At 70.1% G+C, this 19500-nt stretch carries 17 protein-coding genes; 13 read left to right on the plus strand and 4 right to left on the minus strand.

All coding sequences use genetic code 11. From position 1 onward, the window contains the following. Positions 1-94 precede the first annotated feature (94 nt). Complete coding sequence (locus OHA21_RS16540) at positions 95-1093, plus strand: SDR family oxidoreductase (protein WP_328474924.1); 999 nt, start codon at positions 95-97, stop codon at positions 1091-1093. Positions 1094-1184: 91 nt separating this feature from the next. Here OHA21_RS16540 and OHA21_RS16545 read toward each other — a convergent pair whose 3' ends face one another. After that, the gene (locus OHA21_RS16545; protein WP_328474925.1) at positions 1185-2150 is read right to left on the minus strand and encodes a glycoside hydrolase family 6 protein; all 966 of its coding nucleotides are present in this window, start codon (positions 2148-2150) and stop codon (positions 1185-1187) included. Positions 2151-2576: 426 nt separating this feature from the next. On the opposite strand from OHA21_RS16545, the gene OHA21_RS16550 reads away from it, so the two are divergent. From OHA21_RS16550 to OHA21_RS16560, 3 genes are all read left to right on the plus strand, one after another. Continuing rightward, a complete protein-coding gene (locus tag OHA21_RS16550) occupies positions 2577-3587 on the plus strand; it encodes a LacI family DNA-binding transcriptional regulator (protein ID WP_328474926.1) in 1011 nt (336 codons plus the stop codon). A gap of 103 nt (positions 3588-3690) precedes the next feature. Continuing rightward, positions 3691-5205 carry an alkaline phosphatase PhoX gene (locus OHA21_RS16555; protein WP_328474927.1) on the plus strand — a complete coding sequence of 505 codons (1515 nt, stop codon included), beginning with the start codon at positions 3691-3693 and terminating at the stop codon, positions 5203-5205. A gap of 95 nt (positions 5206-5300) precedes the next feature. Continuing rightward, positions 5301-5927 carry a VTT domain-containing protein gene (locus tag OHA21_RS16560; protein WP_328474928.1) on the plus strand — a complete coding sequence of 209 codons (627 nt, stop codon included), beginning with the start codon at positions 5301-5303 and terminating at the stop codon, positions 5925-5927. A 3-nt stretch (positions 5928-5930) separates the two neighbouring features. Here OHA21_RS16560 and OHA21_RS16565 read toward each other — a convergent pair whose 3' ends face one another. Further along, positions 5931-7055: a nucleotide disphospho-sugar-binding domain-containing protein gene (locus OHA21_RS16565; RefSeq protein WP_328474929.1), complete on the minus strand. Its 1125-nt coding sequence runs from the start codon at positions 7053-7055 to the stop codon at positions 5931-5933. Between the two features lie 502 nt (positions 7056-7557). On the opposite strand from OHA21_RS16565, the gene OHA21_RS16570 reads away from it, so the two are divergent. The 4 genes from OHA21_RS16570 to OHA21_RS16585 all read left to right on the plus strand — a co-directional run bounded on the left by OHA21_RS16570 (position 7558) and on the right by OHA21_RS16585 (position 12047). Beyond that, the gene (locus tag OHA21_RS16570; RefSeq protein ID WP_328474930.1) at positions 7558-9018 is read left to right on the plus strand and encodes a cellulase family glycosylhydrolase; all 1461 of its coding nucleotides are present in this window, start codon (positions 7558-7560) and stop codon (positions 9016-9018) included. Positions 9019-9057: 39 nt separating this feature from the next. Then, positions 9058-9720 (plus strand): M15 family metallopeptidase, encoded by a 663-nt coding sequence (locus OHA21_RS16575; protein WP_328474931.1) that lies wholly within the window; start codon positions 9058-9060, stop codon positions 9718-9720. 206 nt (positions 9721-9926) lie between these two features. Beyond that, on the plus strand, positions 9927-10811 hold the full coding sequence (locus OHA21_RS16580; RefSeq protein WP_328468905.1) for an IS5 family transposase: 885 nt from the start codon (positions 9927-9929) through the stop codon (positions 10809-10811). A 21-nt stretch (positions 10812-10832) separates the two neighbouring features. Continuing rightward, the gene (locus OHA21_RS16585; RefSeq protein WP_328474932.1) at positions 10833-12047 is read left to right on the plus strand and encodes a PP2C family protein-serine/threonine phosphatase; all 1215 of its coding nucleotides are present in this window, start codon (positions 10833-10835) and stop codon (positions 12045-12047) included. Between the two features lie 42 nt (positions 12048-12089). Here the strand turns inward: OHA21_RS16585 and OHA21_RS16590 are convergent, their stop codons facing one another. After that, positions 12090-12533 carry an ATP-binding protein gene (locus tag OHA21_RS16590; protein WP_328478441.1) on the minus strand — a complete coding sequence of 148 codons (444 nt, stop codon included), beginning with the start codon at positions 12531-12533 and terminating at the stop codon, positions 12090-12092. 165 nt (positions 12534-12698) lie between these two features. Here OHA21_RS16590 and OHA21_RS16595 point away from each other — a divergent pair, with 165 nt between their 5' ends. Then, a complete protein-coding gene (locus OHA21_RS16595; RefSeq protein ID WP_328474933.1) occupies positions 12699-13919 on the plus strand; it encodes a glycosyltransferase in 1221 nt (406 codons plus the stop codon). Between the two features lie 390 nt (positions 13920-14309). On the opposite strand, the gene OHA21_RS16600 is transcribed toward OHA21_RS16595, so the two are convergent. Next, positions 14310-15188 carry a helix-turn-helix transcriptional regulator gene (locus tag OHA21_RS16600; RefSeq protein WP_328474934.1) on the minus strand — a complete coding sequence of 293 codons (879 nt, stop codon included), beginning with the start codon at positions 15186-15188 and terminating at the stop codon, positions 14310-14312. A gap of 211 nt (positions 15189-15399) precedes the next feature. Between OHA21_RS16600 and OHA21_RS16605 the strand changes: the two genes are divergently transcribed. From OHA21_RS16605 to OHA21_RS16620, 4 genes are all read left to right on the plus strand, one after another. Beyond that, positions 15400-16269, plus strand: coding sequence for an aldo/keto reductase (locus tag OHA21_RS16605; protein WP_328474935.1), 870 nt, complete (start codon positions 15400-15402; stop codon positions 16267-16269). Positions 16270-16288: 19 nt separating this feature from the next. After that, positions 16289-16927, plus strand: a complete 639-nt coding sequence (locus OHA21_RS16610; protein ID WP_328474936.1) for a flavodoxin — start codon at positions 16289-16291, stop codon at positions 16925-16927. A 91-nt stretch (positions 16928-17018) separates the two neighbouring features. Further along, the gene (locus OHA21_RS16615) at positions 17019-17345 is read left to right on the plus strand and encodes a nuclear transport factor 2 family protein (protein ID WP_328474937.1); all 327 of its coding nucleotides are present in this window, start codon (positions 17019-17021) and stop codon (positions 17343-17345) included. A 144-nt stretch (positions 17346-17489) separates the two neighbouring features. After that, a complete protein-coding gene (locus OHA21_RS16620) occupies positions 17490-19412 on the plus strand; it encodes a sigma-70 family RNA polymerase sigma factor (protein WP_328474938.1) in 1923 nt (640 codons plus the stop codon). The last annotated feature ends 88 nt before the right edge of the window (positions 19413-19500 follow it).

Genomic DNA, 19500 nt, shown 5'->3' on the forward strand with positions numbered 1-19500 from the left:
TAGGGCCTGGATCGGCCGCGGTATCGCCGGCGTCTCCTGACACGCTGCCGCCCGTCAGCGCGCCGAGGCACCCTTGAGCGTCTAGCGTTCAGGCATGGGTGCCATGCGGGTTCTGTTCATCGGTGGCAGCGGAATCATCAGTTCCGCCTGCGCGGACCTCGCCGTCGAGCGGGGCATCGACCTGTATCTGCTCAACCGCGGTCGCAGCACCGACCGCCCGGTGCCATCCGCCGCCACCGTGCTGCGCGGTGACATCCGCGATCCTCAGTCGGTCGCCGAGGCGATCAACGGCCGGGACTTCGACGCGGTGGTGGACTGGGTGGCCTTCAGTCCGGAGCACGTCCGCACCGACATCGACCTGTTCCGCGGGCGCACCGGGCAGTACGTGTTCATCAGCTCGGCATCCGCGTACCAGACCCCGCCGGCTCGCGTGCCGGTCGTGGAGTCCACCCCGCTGTCGAACCCGTTCTGGCAGTACTCGCGCGACAAGATCGCCTGTGAGCAGCTGCTGGTCGAGGCGTACCGCGCGGAGGGTTTTCCGGCCACCATCGTGCGGCCCTCGCACACCTACGACCGCACGCTGGTGCCGTTCGACGGCGGCTGGACCGTGCTCGACCGGATGCGGCGCGGCAAGGAGATCGTCGTGCACGGTGACGGCACGTCGTTGTGGACGCTCACCCACCACACCGACTTCGCACGCGGCTTCATCGGTCTGCTCGCTCACCCGCGCACGATCGGCGATGCGTTCCACATCACCTCCGACGACGTCCTGACCTGGGACCAGATCGCGCATGCCCTGGCGAAACCGCTGGGCGTCGAGCCGAGGATCGTGCACGTGCCGTCGGATGCGATCGCCGCGGCGGATCCGGAGTGGGGCGCCGGCCTGCTGGGCGACAAGGCACACTCGATGATCTTCAACAACGCGAAGCTGCGCGACGTGGTTCCGGACTACGTCGCCACCGTGCCGTTCGAGCAGGGCGCACGGGAGATCGTCGCCTGGCATCTCGAGGACCCGGTGCGCCAGCGCGTCGACGAGCGGCTGGACACGGTGATGGACCGGCTCGTCGAGGCGTACCGGCCGCGCCCGCTGTGACGCCTCGTCCGGCCCGAACGTCGTCGGCCGGAGTACGCGGCGGAAGGCCCGCAAGCCGGCAGATACACCGGCTCGCGGGCGCGCGGAAGCCTCAGTACCCGTAGATCATCTTGTAGGCGACCTCCGGCAGGAACTGACCTGCGCTGGACCCGCTGCCCACACCGCAGTTTCCGTCGGACTCACCGGGAGTCTTGAGCCACAGCAGCATCTCCGCGCCCCCACCCAGCTGGCTCGGGGTGCCGATCCGGCGACCGGCGGGATTGCACCACTGGCCGTTGGCACCGTTGCCGTTACGGCTGGTGTCGATCACGAAGGGCTTGCTGTAGCCGTACCGCCGCAGCTCACCGGCGACCCGGTTGCCGTACTTGGAGTTGTCTGCGGTCGGGAAGTAGTTCGAGACGTTGAGCGCGAAACCGCGAGCGCGGGCCGCCCCGGCCATGTTGAGGCGCTGCGCCATGGTCGTCGCGTCGATCCAGCCGGGATTGCCCGCGTCCAGGTAGACCCAGGTGTTGGGCGCCTGGGAGCGGAACTGGTTGACCGCGCGCGAGAGCATCCCCACCCGGTCGTTGATCTGCGACTGGCTCATGCAGTTGAAGTCGCCCAGCGAGTCCGGTTCCAGGACGACCACGGCGGGCCGGCTGCCGATCGCTGCGGCGAACGAGGCGATCCAGGCGTCGTAGGCGGCGACGCTGCCTGCGCCTCCGCCGGAGTGGCCGCCGCAGGCGTCGCGGCCGGGAATGTTGTACGCCACCAGCAGCGGAAGCTTGTCGACCGCGTCCGCTGCCCCGACATACCTGCCGACCGCGCCCGCGATGTCGCCGCTCCAGCTGCCGAACCAGCTGGCCATCGGCCTCTGCGCGATCGCGGAGCGGATGGCGGCGGCCCGCCCGTCGCCAGGGTTGGCGGCGACCCACGCCGCCGGACTGGACTGGGGATTGACGTAGAAGCCGCTGGTCTGGCTCACCGGATCGGCGTGGGCGGGTTGCGCCCCGAGCAGGACGGCGGGGACCACCAAGGCCAGCGCGGCGAGGATCCGGGAGCGGATCGGTCGTTTCATCGAGGTGTCTCCTAGCGGGGGAAGCGTCAGCCGCGGTGCTGCGCCGTGTCCGGGCGGTGGCGCCCGGAGCGGCGAGCAGCGACGACGGGGGTGGGGTGACGGGGGCGGCCACCAGGTGCACACGCCACGAAAACTGGAAGCGCTTCCAGAATCAGATATGCGCGTATGTCGATCGATGCTCGGCACTTGAACAGCGATTGTCAAGAGTCAGCGCGGCCTGACGCCCTCACCATCCGCGCCTTCGCTCCGAGAATTCCTGGGACCGCTCCCGGAGCTGGTCCATCGACAGACGCCAACGGCATTCGCGGTCCCCGTCATCGGTACGATCGACCGGCGATGTCAGCGGCACCGACCGGCGGCTCCGCCAAGACGTCCCCCGCCGGGGCGGGGCGGCCCCGCATCGGACAGGAAGGATCCGGCATCAAGATGGCAGTGTCCCCTCGGCGCCAGCCCACTCTCGACGAGGTGGCCGAGCGGGCCGGTGTCTCGCGTTCCGCGGCGTCCCGCGTGATCAACAACGCGCCGCACGTCAGCCGCGCCACCCGCAACGCCGTCGAAGAAGCGATCAAGGAGTTGGGCTACCAGCCCAACCGCACCGCCCGCGCGCTGGCCACCCAGCAGACCGGCATCGTCACGCTCGTCGTTCCGCACGACAACCCCGGGTTGTTCGCCGATCCGTTCTTCGCCCAGGTCATCGTCGGCGTGTCCGCGACGCTCGAGGAGACCGAGCTGCACCTGCTGCTGTGCCTCGCCAGTTCCAGCCGGGGCCGGGCCCGGCTGACGAATCTGCTGCGCACCCGCGGCGTCGACGGCATCATGCTGATGGCTCTGCACGGCGACGAACCACTGACCGACATCATCAACCGATCCGGTCTGCCCACGGTCTACGTCGGCCGGCCGCTGCACTTCGAGCCGCAATGGTTCGTCGACTCCGACAACCTCGGCGGAGCCAGACTCGCGACCGAACACCTCGTGCGCCTGGGCCGGACCCGGATCGCCACCATCACCGGCCAACTGTCCACCGAGGCCGGCAAGGCCCGCTACCGCGGCTACCGCGAGGCGATGATCATCGCCGGTCTCACCCCGCACGGTACGGCGGAGGGCGACTTCACCGAGAACAGCGGCGCCGAGGCGATGAGAGGCCTGCTCGACTCTCACCCGGACCTCGACGCCGTATTCGCCGCCAGCGACAATCTGGCAGCCGGGGCCCTGCGCGCCCTGGCCGAGGCCGGCCGGTCGGTACCGGGCGACGTTGCCGTGGTGGGTTTCGACGACCTCGGCATCGCCGAACGCACCGATCCCCCACTGACCACCGTCCACCAGTCGGTCCAGGACCTCGGGAAGGAGACGGCCCGCATGCTCGTCGCGGTGCTCGCCGGACAGCAGCCTGCGTCCATCATCCTGCCCACCCGACTGGTACGGCGCGGATCCGCCTGACCGTGCTTCACCACAAGGTCGAGGGCGCTTGCCGGGTTATGTCACCTGGCTATCGCGGTTAGGGTGCGAGGAGCGAGGTTCAGCACTCAACGAGGAGGGCACCTTGACCAGTCTCGACCGGCGTTCGTTGTTGAAGGGCGGCGCGGCGGTGACTGCCGGCGCCGCCATCGCGGGTGGTCCGCTTGCCGGGTTCCTCGCCGGCCCGGCCGTGGCGGGTGCCGGCCGGGGCCCGCGCAACCTTCTGCGGGATGTGCCCGATCTGCGTGACGGCGTCGTGCGGCTGGCGCTGCCGGAGGGCTTCCAGTACCGCTCGTTCCAGCAGAGCCGGCGACCGCCGACACCGCCGAACGTCGTCCTCGACGACGGCTCCTCGCTACCCGGCCGCCACGACGGCATGGCGGCCTTCGACGGTCCCGGGCGGCGTCTGGTGACCCTGGTGCGCAACCACGAGGAGAACGGGTCCGCGCTCGACGGCTCCTTCGGCGCGGCCCGCACACCGACGTACGACACCTCGGCACTCGGTGGCACCTCGACCGTGCACGTCACCCACCGTGGTGAGGTCGAGTACTCGTACGCCAGCCTCTGCGGCACCCAGATGAACTGCTCCGGTGGCCGCATGCCGTGGGGCTCGTGGATCACTTGCGAGGAGACCGTCAACGGCTACGACGTCGCCGACGACTTCACCCGCGGCACGGCGGCGCCGCCGACCACGTACGTTCAGAACGCCCGCCTGCAGAAGAACCACGGGTTCATCTTCGAGGTGCCGGTGCGCGGCAGGGCCGCGGCCACCCCGATCACCCACGCCGGCCGGTTCCCGCACGAGTCCGTCGCCTGGGATCCGAGAGGTGGCGCGCTGTATCTGAGCGAGGACAATTTCGCGTTCCCGTCCGGCTTCTACAAGTACGTTCCGCCGAAGCATCCGAGGCGCGCCGGGCGGCTGCTCGACGGCGGCCGGCTCTACATGCTCAAGGTCGTCGGCGTCGACAACGCGGACCTCGCCGTGCACATTGCCGACGGCACGCGGTTCCGCGTGGAATGGGTCGAGATCGACGAGCCGTCGTTCGACTTCGGCCGCCCGGCTCCGGGCTCGGCGCCCAGCCGGACCAACGACGAGGCTCTGCAGTTCGTGAGTGGCCAGGGACTGGCCAGGGGCGCCGCCAAGTTCTCCCGGCTCGAAGGCACGGTGTACGACCGGGGCTGGATCTACTTCACCTCCACGCAGGGCGGTGTGGCCCCAGGACCGACACAGCCGGACACCGTCGGGGGCTTCGGCCGCGGCTGGGGTCAGATCTGGGGGTATCACCCCGCGAGCAAGACCTTGCACATGCTGTTCGAGTCACCCAGCCAGGACGTGCTCGACTTCCCGGACAATGTGACCACCAGCGCCCGCGGGACCCTCGTCGTCTGCGAGGACGGCGCGAACTTCAACTTCCTGCGGGGGCTGACCCGCCGAGGCGAACTTTTCGACATCGCCCAGAACAAGATCGCCGCCCAGCTCAACGACGAGTTCGCCGGGTCGACGTTCAGCCCGGACGGACGCACCTTGTTCGTCAACATCCAGTCCACCGTGGGACTGTCCATCGCGATCTGGGGACCATGGGATCGCATCGACGTCTGAGCCGTTGACCCTCTCGTGCGACCGGGGTGTCGCCGATTCGCAACCGTCCTGTTACTGACTGTCGAGCACTGCGGGCCGCTCGTACGGTCTCCGGCATGGGTCGTCTGCGGGTCTGGATGCTGGTCGCCGGCGTGGCGGCCGTACTTCTGGCGGTCTTCCTGATTGTGGAGCGGGCCGGGGTGCCGCTGTTCACCGACCCGCAGCCGGTGCTGGGCACGGTGTCGGTCGCCGCCGCGGCGATCGGTGTCGGGCTGCTGGTCGCCGACGCCGTGCTGCCGGTGCCGTCGAGCGCCGTGATGGTCGCGTTGGGTGCAACGTTCGGTCTGGCCGCCGGTGCCGCGCTGGCGCTGCTGGGCGGTCTCGGTGGATTCGCTGTCGGCTATGTCCTCGGGCGGCGGTCCCGGAGCCTGCTCGCGACCGGCACCCTCGCGGCCGGCACCGCTCGCCCGGCCATGCTGGTACGGCGCTGGGGCGTGTTGGCGGTCGTGGTCAGCCGGCCGTTGCCGCTGGTGGCCGAAACCGTCGCGTACACCGCCGGCGCCGTGGGAATGCGGCCGGTGGCAGCGTTCGCCGCTGCCGCCGCGGGCACCGCCGGCCCGGCCGTCGCCTTCTCCTACGCGGGCTGGCGCGGCGCGACGACCGGCGACAGCCTCGTCGTCTTCGGCGCGGTCGCCGGGGCCGGGCTGCTCTGCTGGGTGCTGGGCCGGTCGCTGACCGATTGACGTTCAGCGCCGGCCGGGGACCAGGTCGGTCAGCCGCGGCACGAGGTCCGCCGGGGCCGGCATGGCGGCCACCTCGGCGCTGACCTGCTGCGCCGCTCGTGCCAGCGCCGGATCATTGAGCAACTGGTCGAGCACCGCCGTGCTGATCTCCCGGTCGCCGACTGCCAGTCCGGCACCACGCGCCGCGACGAGATCGGCGTTGTGCCTGCGGTCGCCGGCGCCGCGCACGACCAGCTGCGGGACGCCGGCGTGCAGGGCAGCGAGAGTGGAACCGGCTCCACCGTGATGCACGATCGCGGTGCTGACCGTAAGGGCTGCGGGCAACGGCAGCCAGTCGGTGGCGTGGACGTTCGGCGGGCGCTGCCGGGCTGCGGCTCGCCGATCAGGCCGGATCAGTACGAAGTCCGCGTCGACCGGGCCGGCGGCGTCGATCACCCGGCTCATCAGCCGGTCCGGTCCCGGCTGTGGCACGGTGCTGCGGCTGACCAGGACGCGGGCGCGGGGCGGCTGCTCGGTGAGCCAGCCGGGTAACGGCTGGTCGGCGCCGTACGGCACGGCGCGCATCGGCCAGCCGTCGCGCGGCCCGGCCACGCTGGCCGGGGCGATCGTGAGCACTGCGGCCGGCGGCGGAAGTTCGCCGACCGAATGCCGGCGCAGAGCGTCGCCGAGCCGGGCGGCGGTCGAGGCCACCAGGGCCGGGCCGCCGAACAGCGTGGTTTCGTGCAGTACCGCCGGCACGCCGATGCCGGCGGCGGCCAGCGCGCCGGCTACCGCGAGTGGTTCGTGGACGACGAGGTCCGGCCGCCAGCGGCGGGCGACGGCCACCACGCCGTCCGCGATCCGATCGTTGACCGCACCGAACAGGACACCGACGCCGCGGGTGTCGGTCGTGCCGGCCAGTTGCGCGCGGGACAGCACCGGGTGGCGCAGCAGCATGCGCGCCGCTATCGGGCCGAACCGGTAGCCCGGCGACGCGTCGTGCACGGCGAGGCCGCTTTCTCGTACTCGCAGGGCCTCGGCAGCGGTTGCCACCAGCACTTCGTGGCCTGCCTCCGCAAGTGCCCGGCCGAGCGGGACGAGCGGGAAGACATGCCCGAGCATCGGCGCCGACACGATGAGTACGCGCACCAGCTCACCGTAGAACGGGAAGCGCCGGGGCAACGCCGACCAGAATCCGCTCCCGTCGAAACCTGCGGCGAATCGGTCGGCGCTGAGAGGCGCTTGCGCCGCCGGCGAGGTTACCTCGGGCGGGGCCGGACACCGGTCATGCCGCACGACAGTTCTCGGCCAAGTTGTTCAGCGCGATGGTGGGGGCTCAGAGTGAGCGGCGGTCGATCGCCGGGGCGCGGCGACCGATCGCGACGGAGCGGCAGGTCGATCAGCGGCCGGCGGTCTGGCACACGGCAGTCATTGCCGACTCGCATTTTCGGAACTTATCGTCATCAATAGGCGCGGGCAGCGTAGCCGGCACCGAGACGGCACCATCAACGCCGATCCGCCCAGGTGTCGGCCGGCGACGAAAGCCGACCGCCGCTCCGATCCGCCACTACGCGCCGCCGGATGAATCCCGCCCGAAGGCGCCAAGGGAAGCGGCCGTCGCCGAACAACCGAGTAGAAGGTTCGGTCCCCCATGCGCAAAACCCGATTCCGCGCTGCTGTCCTGATCGGTTCCCTGCTGTTGAGCACGGCGCTGCCCGCCTCGTTCGCCCATGCAGCGGTCACCGCGCCGACGATGGCGAGCCGGTTGGCCGCGGTCCAGGCCGCGAAGACGATCAACTACTACCCGTCCAACGCCGGCTGGACGGCGATGTGGACGAATTTCGACCCGGTGCGCATCGACGCGGACCTGGCCCGGGCAGCCGCGCTCGGCGCCGACAACGTACGGATCATCGTCTTCCCGCAGACCTTCGGTTATCCGGTGCCGGCTCCCGCGTACGCTGCCAAATTGAATCAATTCGTCGGCATCGCCGACGCTCACGGCCTGAGTGTCAAACTGACCCTGTTCGACTGGTGGGCCAACTACGCCGATGTGGCCGGCAGCATCACGTGGGCTCAGAGCCTGCTGGCGCCGTACGCGACCGACACGCGCGTGATCGCCGTCGAGGTGAAGAACGAGTTCCAGCCGGGCGACACCGCCGCGGTCAACTGGGTCCGCCAGGTGATCCCCGCGATCCGTGCCACCGCCCCGGACATGCCGCTCACCCTGTCGGTCGACGGCGGCAGCGGCGCGACCGGCATGGCGAGCATCAAGTCGCAGTTGGCGACCACGCCGCTGGACTACTACGACTTCCATTTCTACGGCGCTTCGGACCGGTCCCTCGCCGAGATCCGCCGGGCGCAGAGCGCGGTGGCACCGGATCCGATCGTCATCGGTGAGACCGGGCTCAGCACCCATGCGGCCACCGACGGCGAGCAGGCCGCGTACCTGGCCCGGGTCTTCCGTGCCGCCCGGGAGGCGAATGTCGGCTCGGTGGCGCCGTGGATCCTCAACGACTTCTCGCCTGGCGCCATCCCGCCGAACTCGGCGGTGTCCACCCAGCCCGCGCAGTACAAGTACGGCCTGTACCGCACCGACGCGACCCCGAAGTTCGCCGCCTCCGTGGCCGGTGCGGCGTGGACGACCGGGGCGACGCCGAACAGCATCCTCAACCTGAGCTTCGAGGCCGCCGCGATCGACTCGCCCTGGCGGCAGTACCTGCCGCAGGCCGGCGCCGCCGTGATCACCACCGAGTACGCGCGCACCGGCACGCAGTCCGCCCGCTTCTCCGGGACCACCCGGGTCGGCAGCAACCTGCCCTCGCTGGTCACCTCACCGATCACCCCGGTCCAGGTGGGCTATCAATGGCGAGCTGAGGCGTACGCCCGAGGCGCCGCTGCCACCGGCGTCACCGAGATCGCGCTGAGCTGGTTCAACATCAACGGCCAGTGGATCAGCCAGAACACGTCGAATCGCCTGCCGGCCGGGAACTCCAGTTGGACGAAGCTGGTCGTGGAGACCGTCGCGCCGCCCGGGGCGGCAGGTGTGCAGCTGCACTTGAAGTCCGGCGACAACACCGGCACCGTGTGGTTCGACGACGTCGCAGTGTCCTGAAAAACCTCATATGAGCACTAAAGATGACAGAATGATCGTGTGCGTCTTTCCTGTCTTCTCCTGACCGCCTCGGCCGTGGCCGGGGCGGTTCTCGCCACGAGCGGCGTTGCACCCGCCAGCGCCGCCGACCGCTACCGGGCCTCGGTGCAGACCATCGACACCGCTACCGCGAAAGCGATGATCGGCGTGTCCTGGCATCGCGGCTGCCCGGTGCCCATCTCGGACCTGCGCCGGGTGAAGCTGACGCACTGGGGCTTCGACCAGGACCGCCATCGTGGCGAGTTGATCGTCCACAAGGATGTGGCGCGCAGCGTGGTGGAGATCTTCCGCGAGCTGTATTCAGCGCGCTTCCCGATCCGAACCATGGTGCCGGTGGACCGCTTCGGCGCCGACGACAACGCGTCGATGGCCGCGGACAACACGTCCGCGTTCAACTGCCGGCCGATCACCGGCGCGACCACGGGCTTCTCGGTGCATTCCTACGGCAAAGCCGTCGACATCAACACCGTGGAGAATCCGTACGTCAAGGGCGCGACCGTGCAGCCGCCGGCCGGCAAAGCGTTCACGAACCGCGCGAACGTCCGCCCCGGCATGATCAGGCGCGGCGATCGCGTCTGGCACGCCTTCACCAAGCACGGCTTCCAATGGGGTGGGGACTGGAAGTCGCTCAAGGACTACCAGCATTTCGAGATCCCGATCTGACAGCTACACCCTGTCGCCAACGTGACGGCTGTTCCAGTACATCGGGGGAAAGGCGGTTAAGCAGGCCCGCGACTAGCCCGTGTTTCGTAAGGGCATCGATGTCACGGCGTGGCGGTGATCGATAACTGAAGAGGTCTCCGGTAGGTGGTTTAGCGACCAAGCAAAACCAGAGACCGACCGGAGACCTCGTGCCGAGCGTAGCGGCAGTGAGGCGCCATGACCTGACCGACTCGCAGTGGGCGGTGCTGCAGCCGCTGCTGCCTGTCGAAACAAGGCGCGGGCGACCACGCGTATGGGCCAGCAGGGACATCATCGACGGGATCCGCTGGCGGGTGCGGACCGGCTCGCCGTGGCGCGATGTCCCGCCGGTGTATCCGCCCTGGCAGACCTTGTACCGCTGGTTCAGGCGCTGGCAACGCGACGGCACCTGGACACAGCTGCTGGCCCGGCTGCAGTCGGTGGCCGACGCGGCCGGGAAGATCGACTGGACGGTGAGCGTCGATTCCACGATCAGCCGCGCCCATCAGCACGCCGCCGGTGCCCGCCGCGACGGGCAGGCGCAGAAGGAGCCGCCGGGTGGCGTGCAGACCGAGCCTGACGATCACGGGCTGGGCCGGTCCCGGGGCGGGTTCACCACCAAGACGCATCTGGCCTGCGAGCAGGGCCGTAAGACCCTCGCCATGGTGATCACCGCCGGGCAACGCGGGGACAGCCCGCAGTTCATCACCGTGCTGGAACGGATCAAGGTGTACCGGCTCGGCGGCGGCCGGCCACGGACCCGGCCCGACCTGGTGCTGGCCGACAAGGCATACACCAGCCGGGGCAACCGCGGGTACGCGCGCCGCCGCCGGATCCGGGTGTGCATCCCGAGCAAGGCCGACCAGGACGCGCACCGCAAAGCGAAGGGGTCCAAAGGCGGGCGGCCACCCTCCTTCGACCCGCAGGTGTACCGGCTGCGCCACGCGGTGGAATGCGGCATCAGCCAGCTCAAACAGCACCGGGCCATGGCCACCCGCTACGACAAACTCGCCGTCCGCTTCGAAGCCACCGTCACCATCGCCATCATCAACCAGTGGCTCCGCGCGTTATGAAACGCGGCCTAGGCTGCCGTCATGAGTAGCCCGGGTGCGATCCGCGACGAGCATCGATGGCGTCGTCTGGAGACCATCACCGACCCCGCGTTGTCCCGGCTCAACGCCGCCGATCTGCTTGCTGAGCTGCTGGAACGAGTTCGTATCGCCCTCGCTGCGGACACCGCCGCCGTGTTGCTGCTCGACCCGTACACCCGCCAGCTGGTCGCTACCGCCTCCAAGGGCCTGGAAGAAGAGGTCCGGCAGGCCTTCCGGCTGGAGGTGGGTCGCGGCTTCGCCGGCCGGATCGCCCACACCCGCGAGCCGGTGATCGTCACCAACGTCACGCCCGCCGACGTCGTCAACCCGTTGCTGCTGAGCAAGGGCATCCGGTCACTGCTCGGCGTGCCGATCCTCGCCGCCGGTGAGGTCATCGGCGTGCTGCACATCGGCACCCTGAGCCCACGGTCGTTCACCTCCGACGACATCGTTCTGCTGCAGCACGCTGCGGACCGGGCCAGCGCTGCCGGACAGTTGCGCTTCCGCGAACCGGAACAGAGCGCCGCCCTCGCTCTGCAGCACAGCCTGCTGCCACCACAGCTCGCCGACATCAACGGCCTGCACATGGCCGCCCGCTACGTGCCCGGCCACACCCTCGGCGTCGGCGGCGACTGGTACGACGTCTTCCGCCTGCCCTCGGGCTGGATCGGCATGGTGATCGGCGACGTGTCGGGGCACGGCCTGGCCTCGGCAGTCGTGATGGGCCGCATCCGCAGCGCCCTGCGCGCCTACGCCCTCACCACCGACGACCCTGCCGACGCATTGGCGCTGCTCGACCGTAAGATCCAGCACTTCGAGGCGGGAGCTCTCACCACCGCCCTGTACGCGATGATCTCCCCCGACCGCCGGTCGGTCCGGATCTCCTCCGCCGGACACCTACGGCCCGTGATCGCCGTGCCCGGCCAACCCCCGGCACTGCTGGATCTGCCGGTCGACGCACCGCTGGGCGTCGGCCGTTCCCCCAGCCGACGCCGAACGACCACGGTCGACCTGCCGGCCGGTGCGCTCCTGCTGTGCTACACCGACGGCCTCGTCGAGCGACGTCACCAGATCATCGACGTCGGCATCAAAGCGCTGATCGACGTCGTCACGCCCGGCCACCCGGAAGCCGTCTGCGCCACGGTGATGTCCCGTCTCGGATCGGAGCAACCACTGGACGACATCGCTGTACTCGCCATACGCCGACAACACCGCTGAGTACGGCTGCGCTGTTCGGCGCCCCGGACGGCGAGTAGAACGCTAATCCCCCAGCCGACCCGCCGGTGCCGTCGCCTGGCGCAGCACTGTGATGGACGCCGTCACGCCGGCTTCACTGCTGTGCAGGGTCAAAGTGTGGGCCAGTTGCTGTGCCAGCCAGAGACCGCGCCCTCCGGGCACGTTCGCCGGCGGAGGACGCAGGATCGTCGGCGGCGGCATCGAGAATCCCGGACCTTCGTCGCGGACCTCGCAGACCACCGCGCTGCCCTGCGTACATACGTACACGGTGCCGGAGCCGCCGCCGTGCCGCACGGCATTGGTGATCAGCTCGTAGGCCGCCGTGAGGAAGTCCTCCAGCGTGTCCCGGTCGAGTCCGACCCGCTCAGCCCGGTCACGCAGTGTCCGGCGCAGCTGCGAGACGTCCTCGCCGTCGAAATTCTGCGACCAGGCAACCTCGGGCGGGTATTCCGGGCGGTCGGCACTCATCGCCACGTTCGCATCGGGGACACATTGAGGCTGGTAACCCGAACGGTCCGGGCAAAACCTGGCAGGCCGGCCTCTCATCCGATCGGCGTGCTCAGCCGAGAGCTCCAACCTGTGACATAGGCTGGGTGACCGGTTGAGCGACGGTCGGTACGACGGGAGACCCCGGTGCGGCTTCTGATCGTGACGGCGGGATCGCGAGGTGATGTCGCGCCGTTCACGGGCCTGGGCCAGCGGCTGCAGCAGGCCGGTCATCAGGTGGCGCTGGCCGCCCACGACCGGTTCGCCGGCCTGGTTCGTGACAGCCACCTGGAATACCGAGCCCTTCCCGGTGATCCAGTCGAACTGGTGCGCGCACGCACGGCTGCCCCCACGCCGCAAGACGCGCAAGCGGTCTTCGCCGCGTTCCTCGACGAGTTGGGCGAAGGTGTGGTGAGCGCCGCGGCCGCGGGCACGGACATGCTGCTCACCGCGTTCGGCCCGGCACCGCTGAGCCGGCTCGTGGCCGACGGATGGGGCATACCGAGCCTCGGCGTCTACCTCGCGCCCGGGTTTCCCACCCGGGAGTTCCCGCCACCTGGCTGGCCCGCCGAACACTCCTCGGCCGCTGACAACCTGAACGCGGGGCGCGAACTAGTCACCCGGACCGAAGCCCTCTACGCCGGAGTTCTGCGGCGGCTGCGCCCCCGGCTCGGTCTACCGGCCGCCGAGGCGCCGGGCCCTCGCGACGACTGGCACATTTGCCACGGCTACAGTCCCGCAGTGGTCCCCCGACCGGCAGACTGGCCCGCCAATGTGCACGTGACCGGATACTGGTGGCCGGCAGCACCACCGCAATGGCGGCCCCCGGACTTGTTGCTCGACTTCCTGCAGGCCGGTCCGCCTCCGGTGTTCGTCGGTTTCGGCAGCATGACCGCGGCCCACGACCGGCTCCAGGACGTCGTCGCGACTGCCGTCAAACGCGCCGGCGTACGCGCCGTGGTCCAATCCGGCTGGGCCGAGCTCGCACCCGCCGGGGACGACGTCCTGCTCGTCGGTGAACTGCCACACGACTGGCTGTTCCCGCAGACAGCCGCTGTAGTTCACCACGCCGGAGCAGGCACCACAGCAGCCGGACTACGCGCGGGCGTTCCAGCGGTCCCGGTGCCCGTTCTGGTCGATCAGCCGTTCTGGGCGGACCGGCTGCACCGACTCGGCGTCGCACCGAGTCCGCTGCCGATCCACGAGTTGTCAGCCGACACCCTCACCGGCGCGCTGCGGTCCTGCCTCGAGCGGCCGGCCTACCAGGCCCGAGCCACCGAGATCGCCCGCCGGATCCGCGCTGAGGACGGTCCCGGGGCGGTGCTCTCGCTGATCACCCAGCTCGCTGCTGGACCAGATCGAGAATGATCCGCGCGACTCATCAGGACGATGGTCATCGCGCGGTGACGCGCTCGTACAGGTCAACGCTCGGGTAGATCGCGGCGGCCGGGCGCGGCCGCGACACGCTGCTCAACATACGCGCGTACCTGTGCACGAACGCCCGCCCAGCCGCACCGCGCGCGTCTGCGGGACATCCCATGTCGGCCGGGCGCACCAGGCCGGAAAGGTCAGATCCACGGGCACCGTAGGCTCGGCGCGTGGCCTCTGCGCAGGTTCCTCACGGGGTAGGACGCGCGATGGCACGCATCCGGGCAGAAGAGGATCTCCGGACGACCAGCCGTTCACGGCGCCGCCACCGGAACGGCTGACCGGGCGCCACTCCCGGAGGCGAAAGCCAAGGGCCGGGCGTGACGGACGTCAGTCCTGCGTGCTCTTCTCTCGCTGGTCGGCGGCTGCCCAGCTGGCGATGAGGCTGAGCGCGTCCTGATCGGGTGAGCCCGGTTCGGCGCTGTAGGCGTTGAGCCGCAGCCCCTGGTCCGCAGTCAGGTCCAGCGATTCGTACGCCAGGGTCAGGTCGCCGACCAGCGGGTGGTGCAGGCGTTTGACGCCGGAGCGGTGCAGGCGCACGTTGTGCGCGGCCCACCAGGTGCGGAACGGTTCGCTGCGGGTGGACAGCTCGCCGATCAGGTCGGTCAGGTCCTTGTCGTACGGATGGCGGCCGGCCTCGCCGCGCAGCAACGCGACGACATCCTCGGCCAGCTGCTGCCAGTCGCGGTAGAAGTCCTGGGAGGCGGCGTCCAGGAAGACGAACCGGGCCAGATTCGGCCGCCCGGCGGCGTCCTGGAAGACGGGGGCGAAGACGGCGCGGCCCAGGGGGTTGACGCCGAGGATGTCGAGCCGGCCGTTGCGTACGTAGGCCGGGGCGCCGGTCACGGCGTCCAGCAGATGCTGCACCGTCGGGCGGACGGCGCCGGTGGTTCGGCGGCGGCCGGTCCGCGCGGCACGGGGGCCGGTGTTGGCCTGGCGGGCCAGGTCGTAGAGGTGTTCACGTTCGGCGTCGTCCAGCCGCAGCGCCCGGGCCAGGGCTTCCAGCACGCTTTCCGAGACGCCGGTGAGGTTGCCGCGTTCGAGGCGGGTGTAGTAGTCGACGCTGACCCCGGCGAGCATCGCGGCTTCCTCGCGGCGCAGGCCGGGCACGCGGCGGCTGGTGCCGTAGGCCGGCAGTCCCGCCTGCTCGGGGGTGATGCGGGCGCGGCGGGTGGTGAGGAAGTCGCGGGTCTCACTGCGGTGGTCCATGCCTTCGACGCTACGTCCGGTTCCTCGAAGCTGGGAGGTTCTGTCGTTACCTCCTCGGGTGGCAGGCGCGATCTCGTCCCAGGGCTCGCAGCACGTTGAGGGTGAGTTGTCGAAATACGGCTCAAACGGAGGTTGGGAGGTAAAGCCAGAACCTCCCTGACCCACGCCGATCGTGCCACCGTCGGTTACGACCCGCGTGAAAGGACCACCGATGAACCTCACCCTCAACAACGGCGTCGAGATGCCCGCCCTCGGATTCGGGGTCTTCCAGACGCCGCCGGATGAGACCCGCGCGGCGGTCACGGCCGCGCTCGAGGCCGGCTACCGGCACATCGACACCGCCGCCGCGTACGGCAACGAACGGCAGGTCGGCGAGGCCGTCGCGAACTCCGGCATCAACGGGATCTTCCTGGAGACCAAGATCTGGATCAGCGACTACGGGTACGAGCAGACCCTGCACGGCTTCGACAAGAGCGCCCGCAAACTCGGCGTGGACCGCATCGATCTGCTGATCCTGCACCAGGCTCTGCCGTCGGAGTTCGACAAGACCCTGGCGGCGTACCGGGCGCTGGAGAAGTTGTACGCCGACGGGAAGGTCCGGGCGATCGGGGTCAGCAACTTCATGGTCGAGCACCTGACGGCGCTGCTGGATGCGGCGACGGTGGTGCCCGCGGTCAACCAGATCGAGGTGCATCCGTACTTCCAGCAGCGCGAGGTGCAGGCGTTCGGTGCCGAGCACGGCATCCTCACCCAGGCGTGGGCGCCGATCGGCGGCATCACGTTCTACCGCGACAGCGGTCACCGCAGCACCCTGCAGGACCCGGTGATCGGCGAGATCGCCACCGCGCACGGCAAGTCCCCGGCGCAGGTGATGCTGCGCTGGCACCTGCAGCAGGGTCGCTCGGCCATCCCGAAGTCCGTGCGCCCGCAGCGCATCGCGGAGAACCTCGACGTCTTCGACTTCGAGCTCACCGGCGACCAACTGGCCGCGATCGACGCCCTGGACACCGGCAAGCGCGGCGGTCCGGAACCCGCCGACATCACCCTGGCCAACTTCGGCATGCCGATCCCGGAGAACTGAGAACGAAGGAGGAAGGACGGTGCGTACGCCGCGCCGCGCCGTACTGCGCGCGTCTCTGCTACTCGGCGGGGGTGCCTTGCTCGCGGCCTGCGGTGACGGCGACCCGGCGCCCCGCAGGGCACCGGCTTCCACAGAACCGCCGCGGGTGCTGCTGGCCTACTTCTCCCGTGCCGGGGAGAACTATTGGTACGGCGGCACCCGCGACCTTGCCGTCGGCAACACGCAGGTCGTCGCCGAAATGATCGTCTCGCTGGTGCGCACGGACGTGTACCGCATCGAAGCCGCCGACCCGTATCCGCACGACTACCGCGCGACGGTCGACCGTAACGTCGCCGAACAGGACGCCGAGGCGCGCCCGGCGATTCTGGCCGCCCTGCCCGACACCACCGGCTACGACGTGGTGCTGCTGGGCAGCGGCATCTGGAACGTGCGCCCACCCATGATCATGAGCACATTCGCCGAGGGCGCCGGGCTGGCCGGTAAGACCATCCACCCGTTCGTCACGTACGCCGTCAGCGGGCTGGGCACCACGATCGACACCTACACCCGGCTGTGCCCCGATGCGACCGTCGGCAGCGGCCTGGCCGTGCGAGGCGAGCAGGTGTCCGATGCCCGGCCACAGGTCGAGACCTGGCTGCGGCAGATCGGGCTGCGCTGAGCCGGCCGGCGAGGGGGTACTGCCAGTACCGGGCACAACCGATACTCCCTGACCTCGGCGTTTCCCGGTTGTCTTGAGGCATCAGCCACCGATGTACCAAGGCCTGCTCGAACGCGACACCGAACTGCTCGACGGCCTGCTCGACAGCGGTTACACGCTCACGCACATGACCGGCTACCGCCAGTCGCGCACGGAATGGCTGCAGCAGATCGACTCGGGCGAGATGCGGTACCACTCCGCACAGCCGCGCAGCACAGCGGTCGAGGTGACCGGCGACACCGCCGTCCTGGTCGGCAGGGACGTCGTCGACGCCACGATCTGGGGTGGCTGCGGCATCTGGAACCTGCAGCTCACCACCACGTTCGAACGCCGCGACGATACCTGGATCGCACTGCGGACCGTCGCCACCACCTTCTGACCCTGTCCACGTTCGACGCCGCGAACACGGCGGGCCGGCCAACCGACAGCAACGCCCACGTCGCCGACCGAACTCCAAAATCGGGCATCGTGCAACGGCGGGAAGATTTCGGTTATCTTCGGGCCGCCGCCGACACCTGTAGGCATGTCCGTCCCCGAACTCGTCCGGGCCGCCCAGCGCGGCGACCGGGCCGCTGTCGAACAACTGGTCGCCGAACACCTCACCCTGGTGTACAACGTCGTCGGCCGGGCGCTCAACGGTCACGCAGACGTCGACGACGTCGTGCAGGAGACCTTCATCCAGGTCATGCGGGACCTGCACAGCCTGCGGGACCCGCAGCGGTTCCGTGCCTGGCTGCTCGCGATCGCGCACCGCCAGGTCCGGGTCCATCTGCGGGCGCGGCGCCGGCTGGCCGGGCGGCAGCGCGACAGCGCCGCCGACCTGCCTGACCCCGGCAGCGACTTCGCCGCGCGGACGGTCACCGAGTTCATGCTCACCGGCCAGCGCCGCGAGCTGGTCGAGGCGGCCCGCTGGCTCGACGACGACGACCGGATGCTGCTGGCGCTGTGGTGGCAGGAGACGGCCGGCGAGATCACCCGGGCCGAGCTGGCCGCCGCGTTGCACGTCAGCACCGGGCACGCCGCGGTCCGGGTCAAACGGATGCGTGACCAGCTCGACGCGATCCGGGTGGTCCTTCGCGCGCTGCAGGCCGGCACCTGCCCCGAGCTGGCCCGCACGATCGCAAGCTGGCCCGGCAGACCGGACGCGCTGTGGCGCAAGCGGCTGATCCGGCACACCCGCGGCTGCCCGCGCTGCGAACCGCACCGGCAGGGCCTGATCGCGCCCGAACACCTGCTGTTCGGCCTGGCCCCGGTGCCGATCGCGCTGGCCGGTGTGGTCCACGGCCTCGGCATGCCGCCGGCCAAGACCGCCGCGGCCCTGGTGCCGGGCAAGCTGACCGCCGCGGCGGTGGCCGCGCTGGTGGCTGCCGGCGGCGCTTTCTCGTACGCCGTAACGCGCGACCCCGAGACCCGGCCCAGCCCTCCCAGCACCACGATCGTCGCAGCGCCGGACGGCACGAGTGCCGGCGACGGCACCCTGGACCGCCCGTACACCGTGGCCCGCGCCGTCGAGGTGGTCCGGCCCGGCCAGACGATCGCGCTGCGGGGCGGAACCTACCGGCTCACCGACCCGATCGTCATCACCACCAGCGGCAGCGCCCGCAACCGGATCACGCTGGCCGGATACCAGGCGGAACGCCCGGTGCTGGACGCGTCCGCGCTGCCCGACGACAAGTGGGCGGTCACCCACGAGGCCGACTTCTGGACCGTGCGGGATCTGGCGGTCACCGGGTCGCTGAGTCACGCGTACGTCTGTGTCTCCTGTGCCGGCACCGTGTTCCAGCGCCTCGCCCTGCACGGCAACGTGCGGGGCGCGCTGACCCTGCGCGACCCGGGCACCGTGGCGAACCAGGTGCTCGACTGCGATTTCTTCGACAACCGCGGAACTGGTCTGGGCATCAAGTTCGGCTCCGGCGCCGGGAACCTGGTGCGCGGCAACCGGGCGTTCCGCAACGGCGACAACGGGTTCGACTTCGGCGACTTCGCCAGCCCGGTCACCCTCGACACGAACTGGTCGTTCGACAACGCGATCAACGGCTTCGCGCTCGGCGGCGGCGACCCGGCGCCCCGGGCGGCGCACGTGCTGCGCAACAACGCCGCCTGGGCGAACGCGGGCCACGGCTTCTCCGACGACGAGAACGCCGCGCCGATCCGCCTGATCGGCAACACCGCCTGGCGTAACCGGGTCGCGGGGTTCTCGCTGCCGTCGGGGGTGGCGCATCTGCGGGGCAATGTCGCGGCGGGCAACCGTACCCCGGTCATTCTCACGTCGCGGGCCGACGCCGCCGGCAACACCTGGCACCGCGGCGCGATCGCGCCCGCCACGGTCTTCCGGTCCACCGATCCGGCGTCGGCCGAGGGGCCACGCCGCCCGGACGGGAGCCTGCCGGTGACCTCATTCCTGGTCAGCCGCAGCGGTTCCGGCGCCACGATGCGAACGCCGTAGATTTCCTTTCTAAATTTCTGTAATTCTCACCGTCCCGCGTGCACCTATAGGTCATGGAACTCGCATGCATGCAGTTCAAGCCACCTTT

The organism is Actinoplanes sp. NBC_00393 (assembly GCF_036053395.1).
In the GTDB taxonomy this organism is placed as follows: Bacteria; Actinomycetota; Actinomycetes; order Mycobacteriales; family Micromonosporaceae; genus Actinoplanes.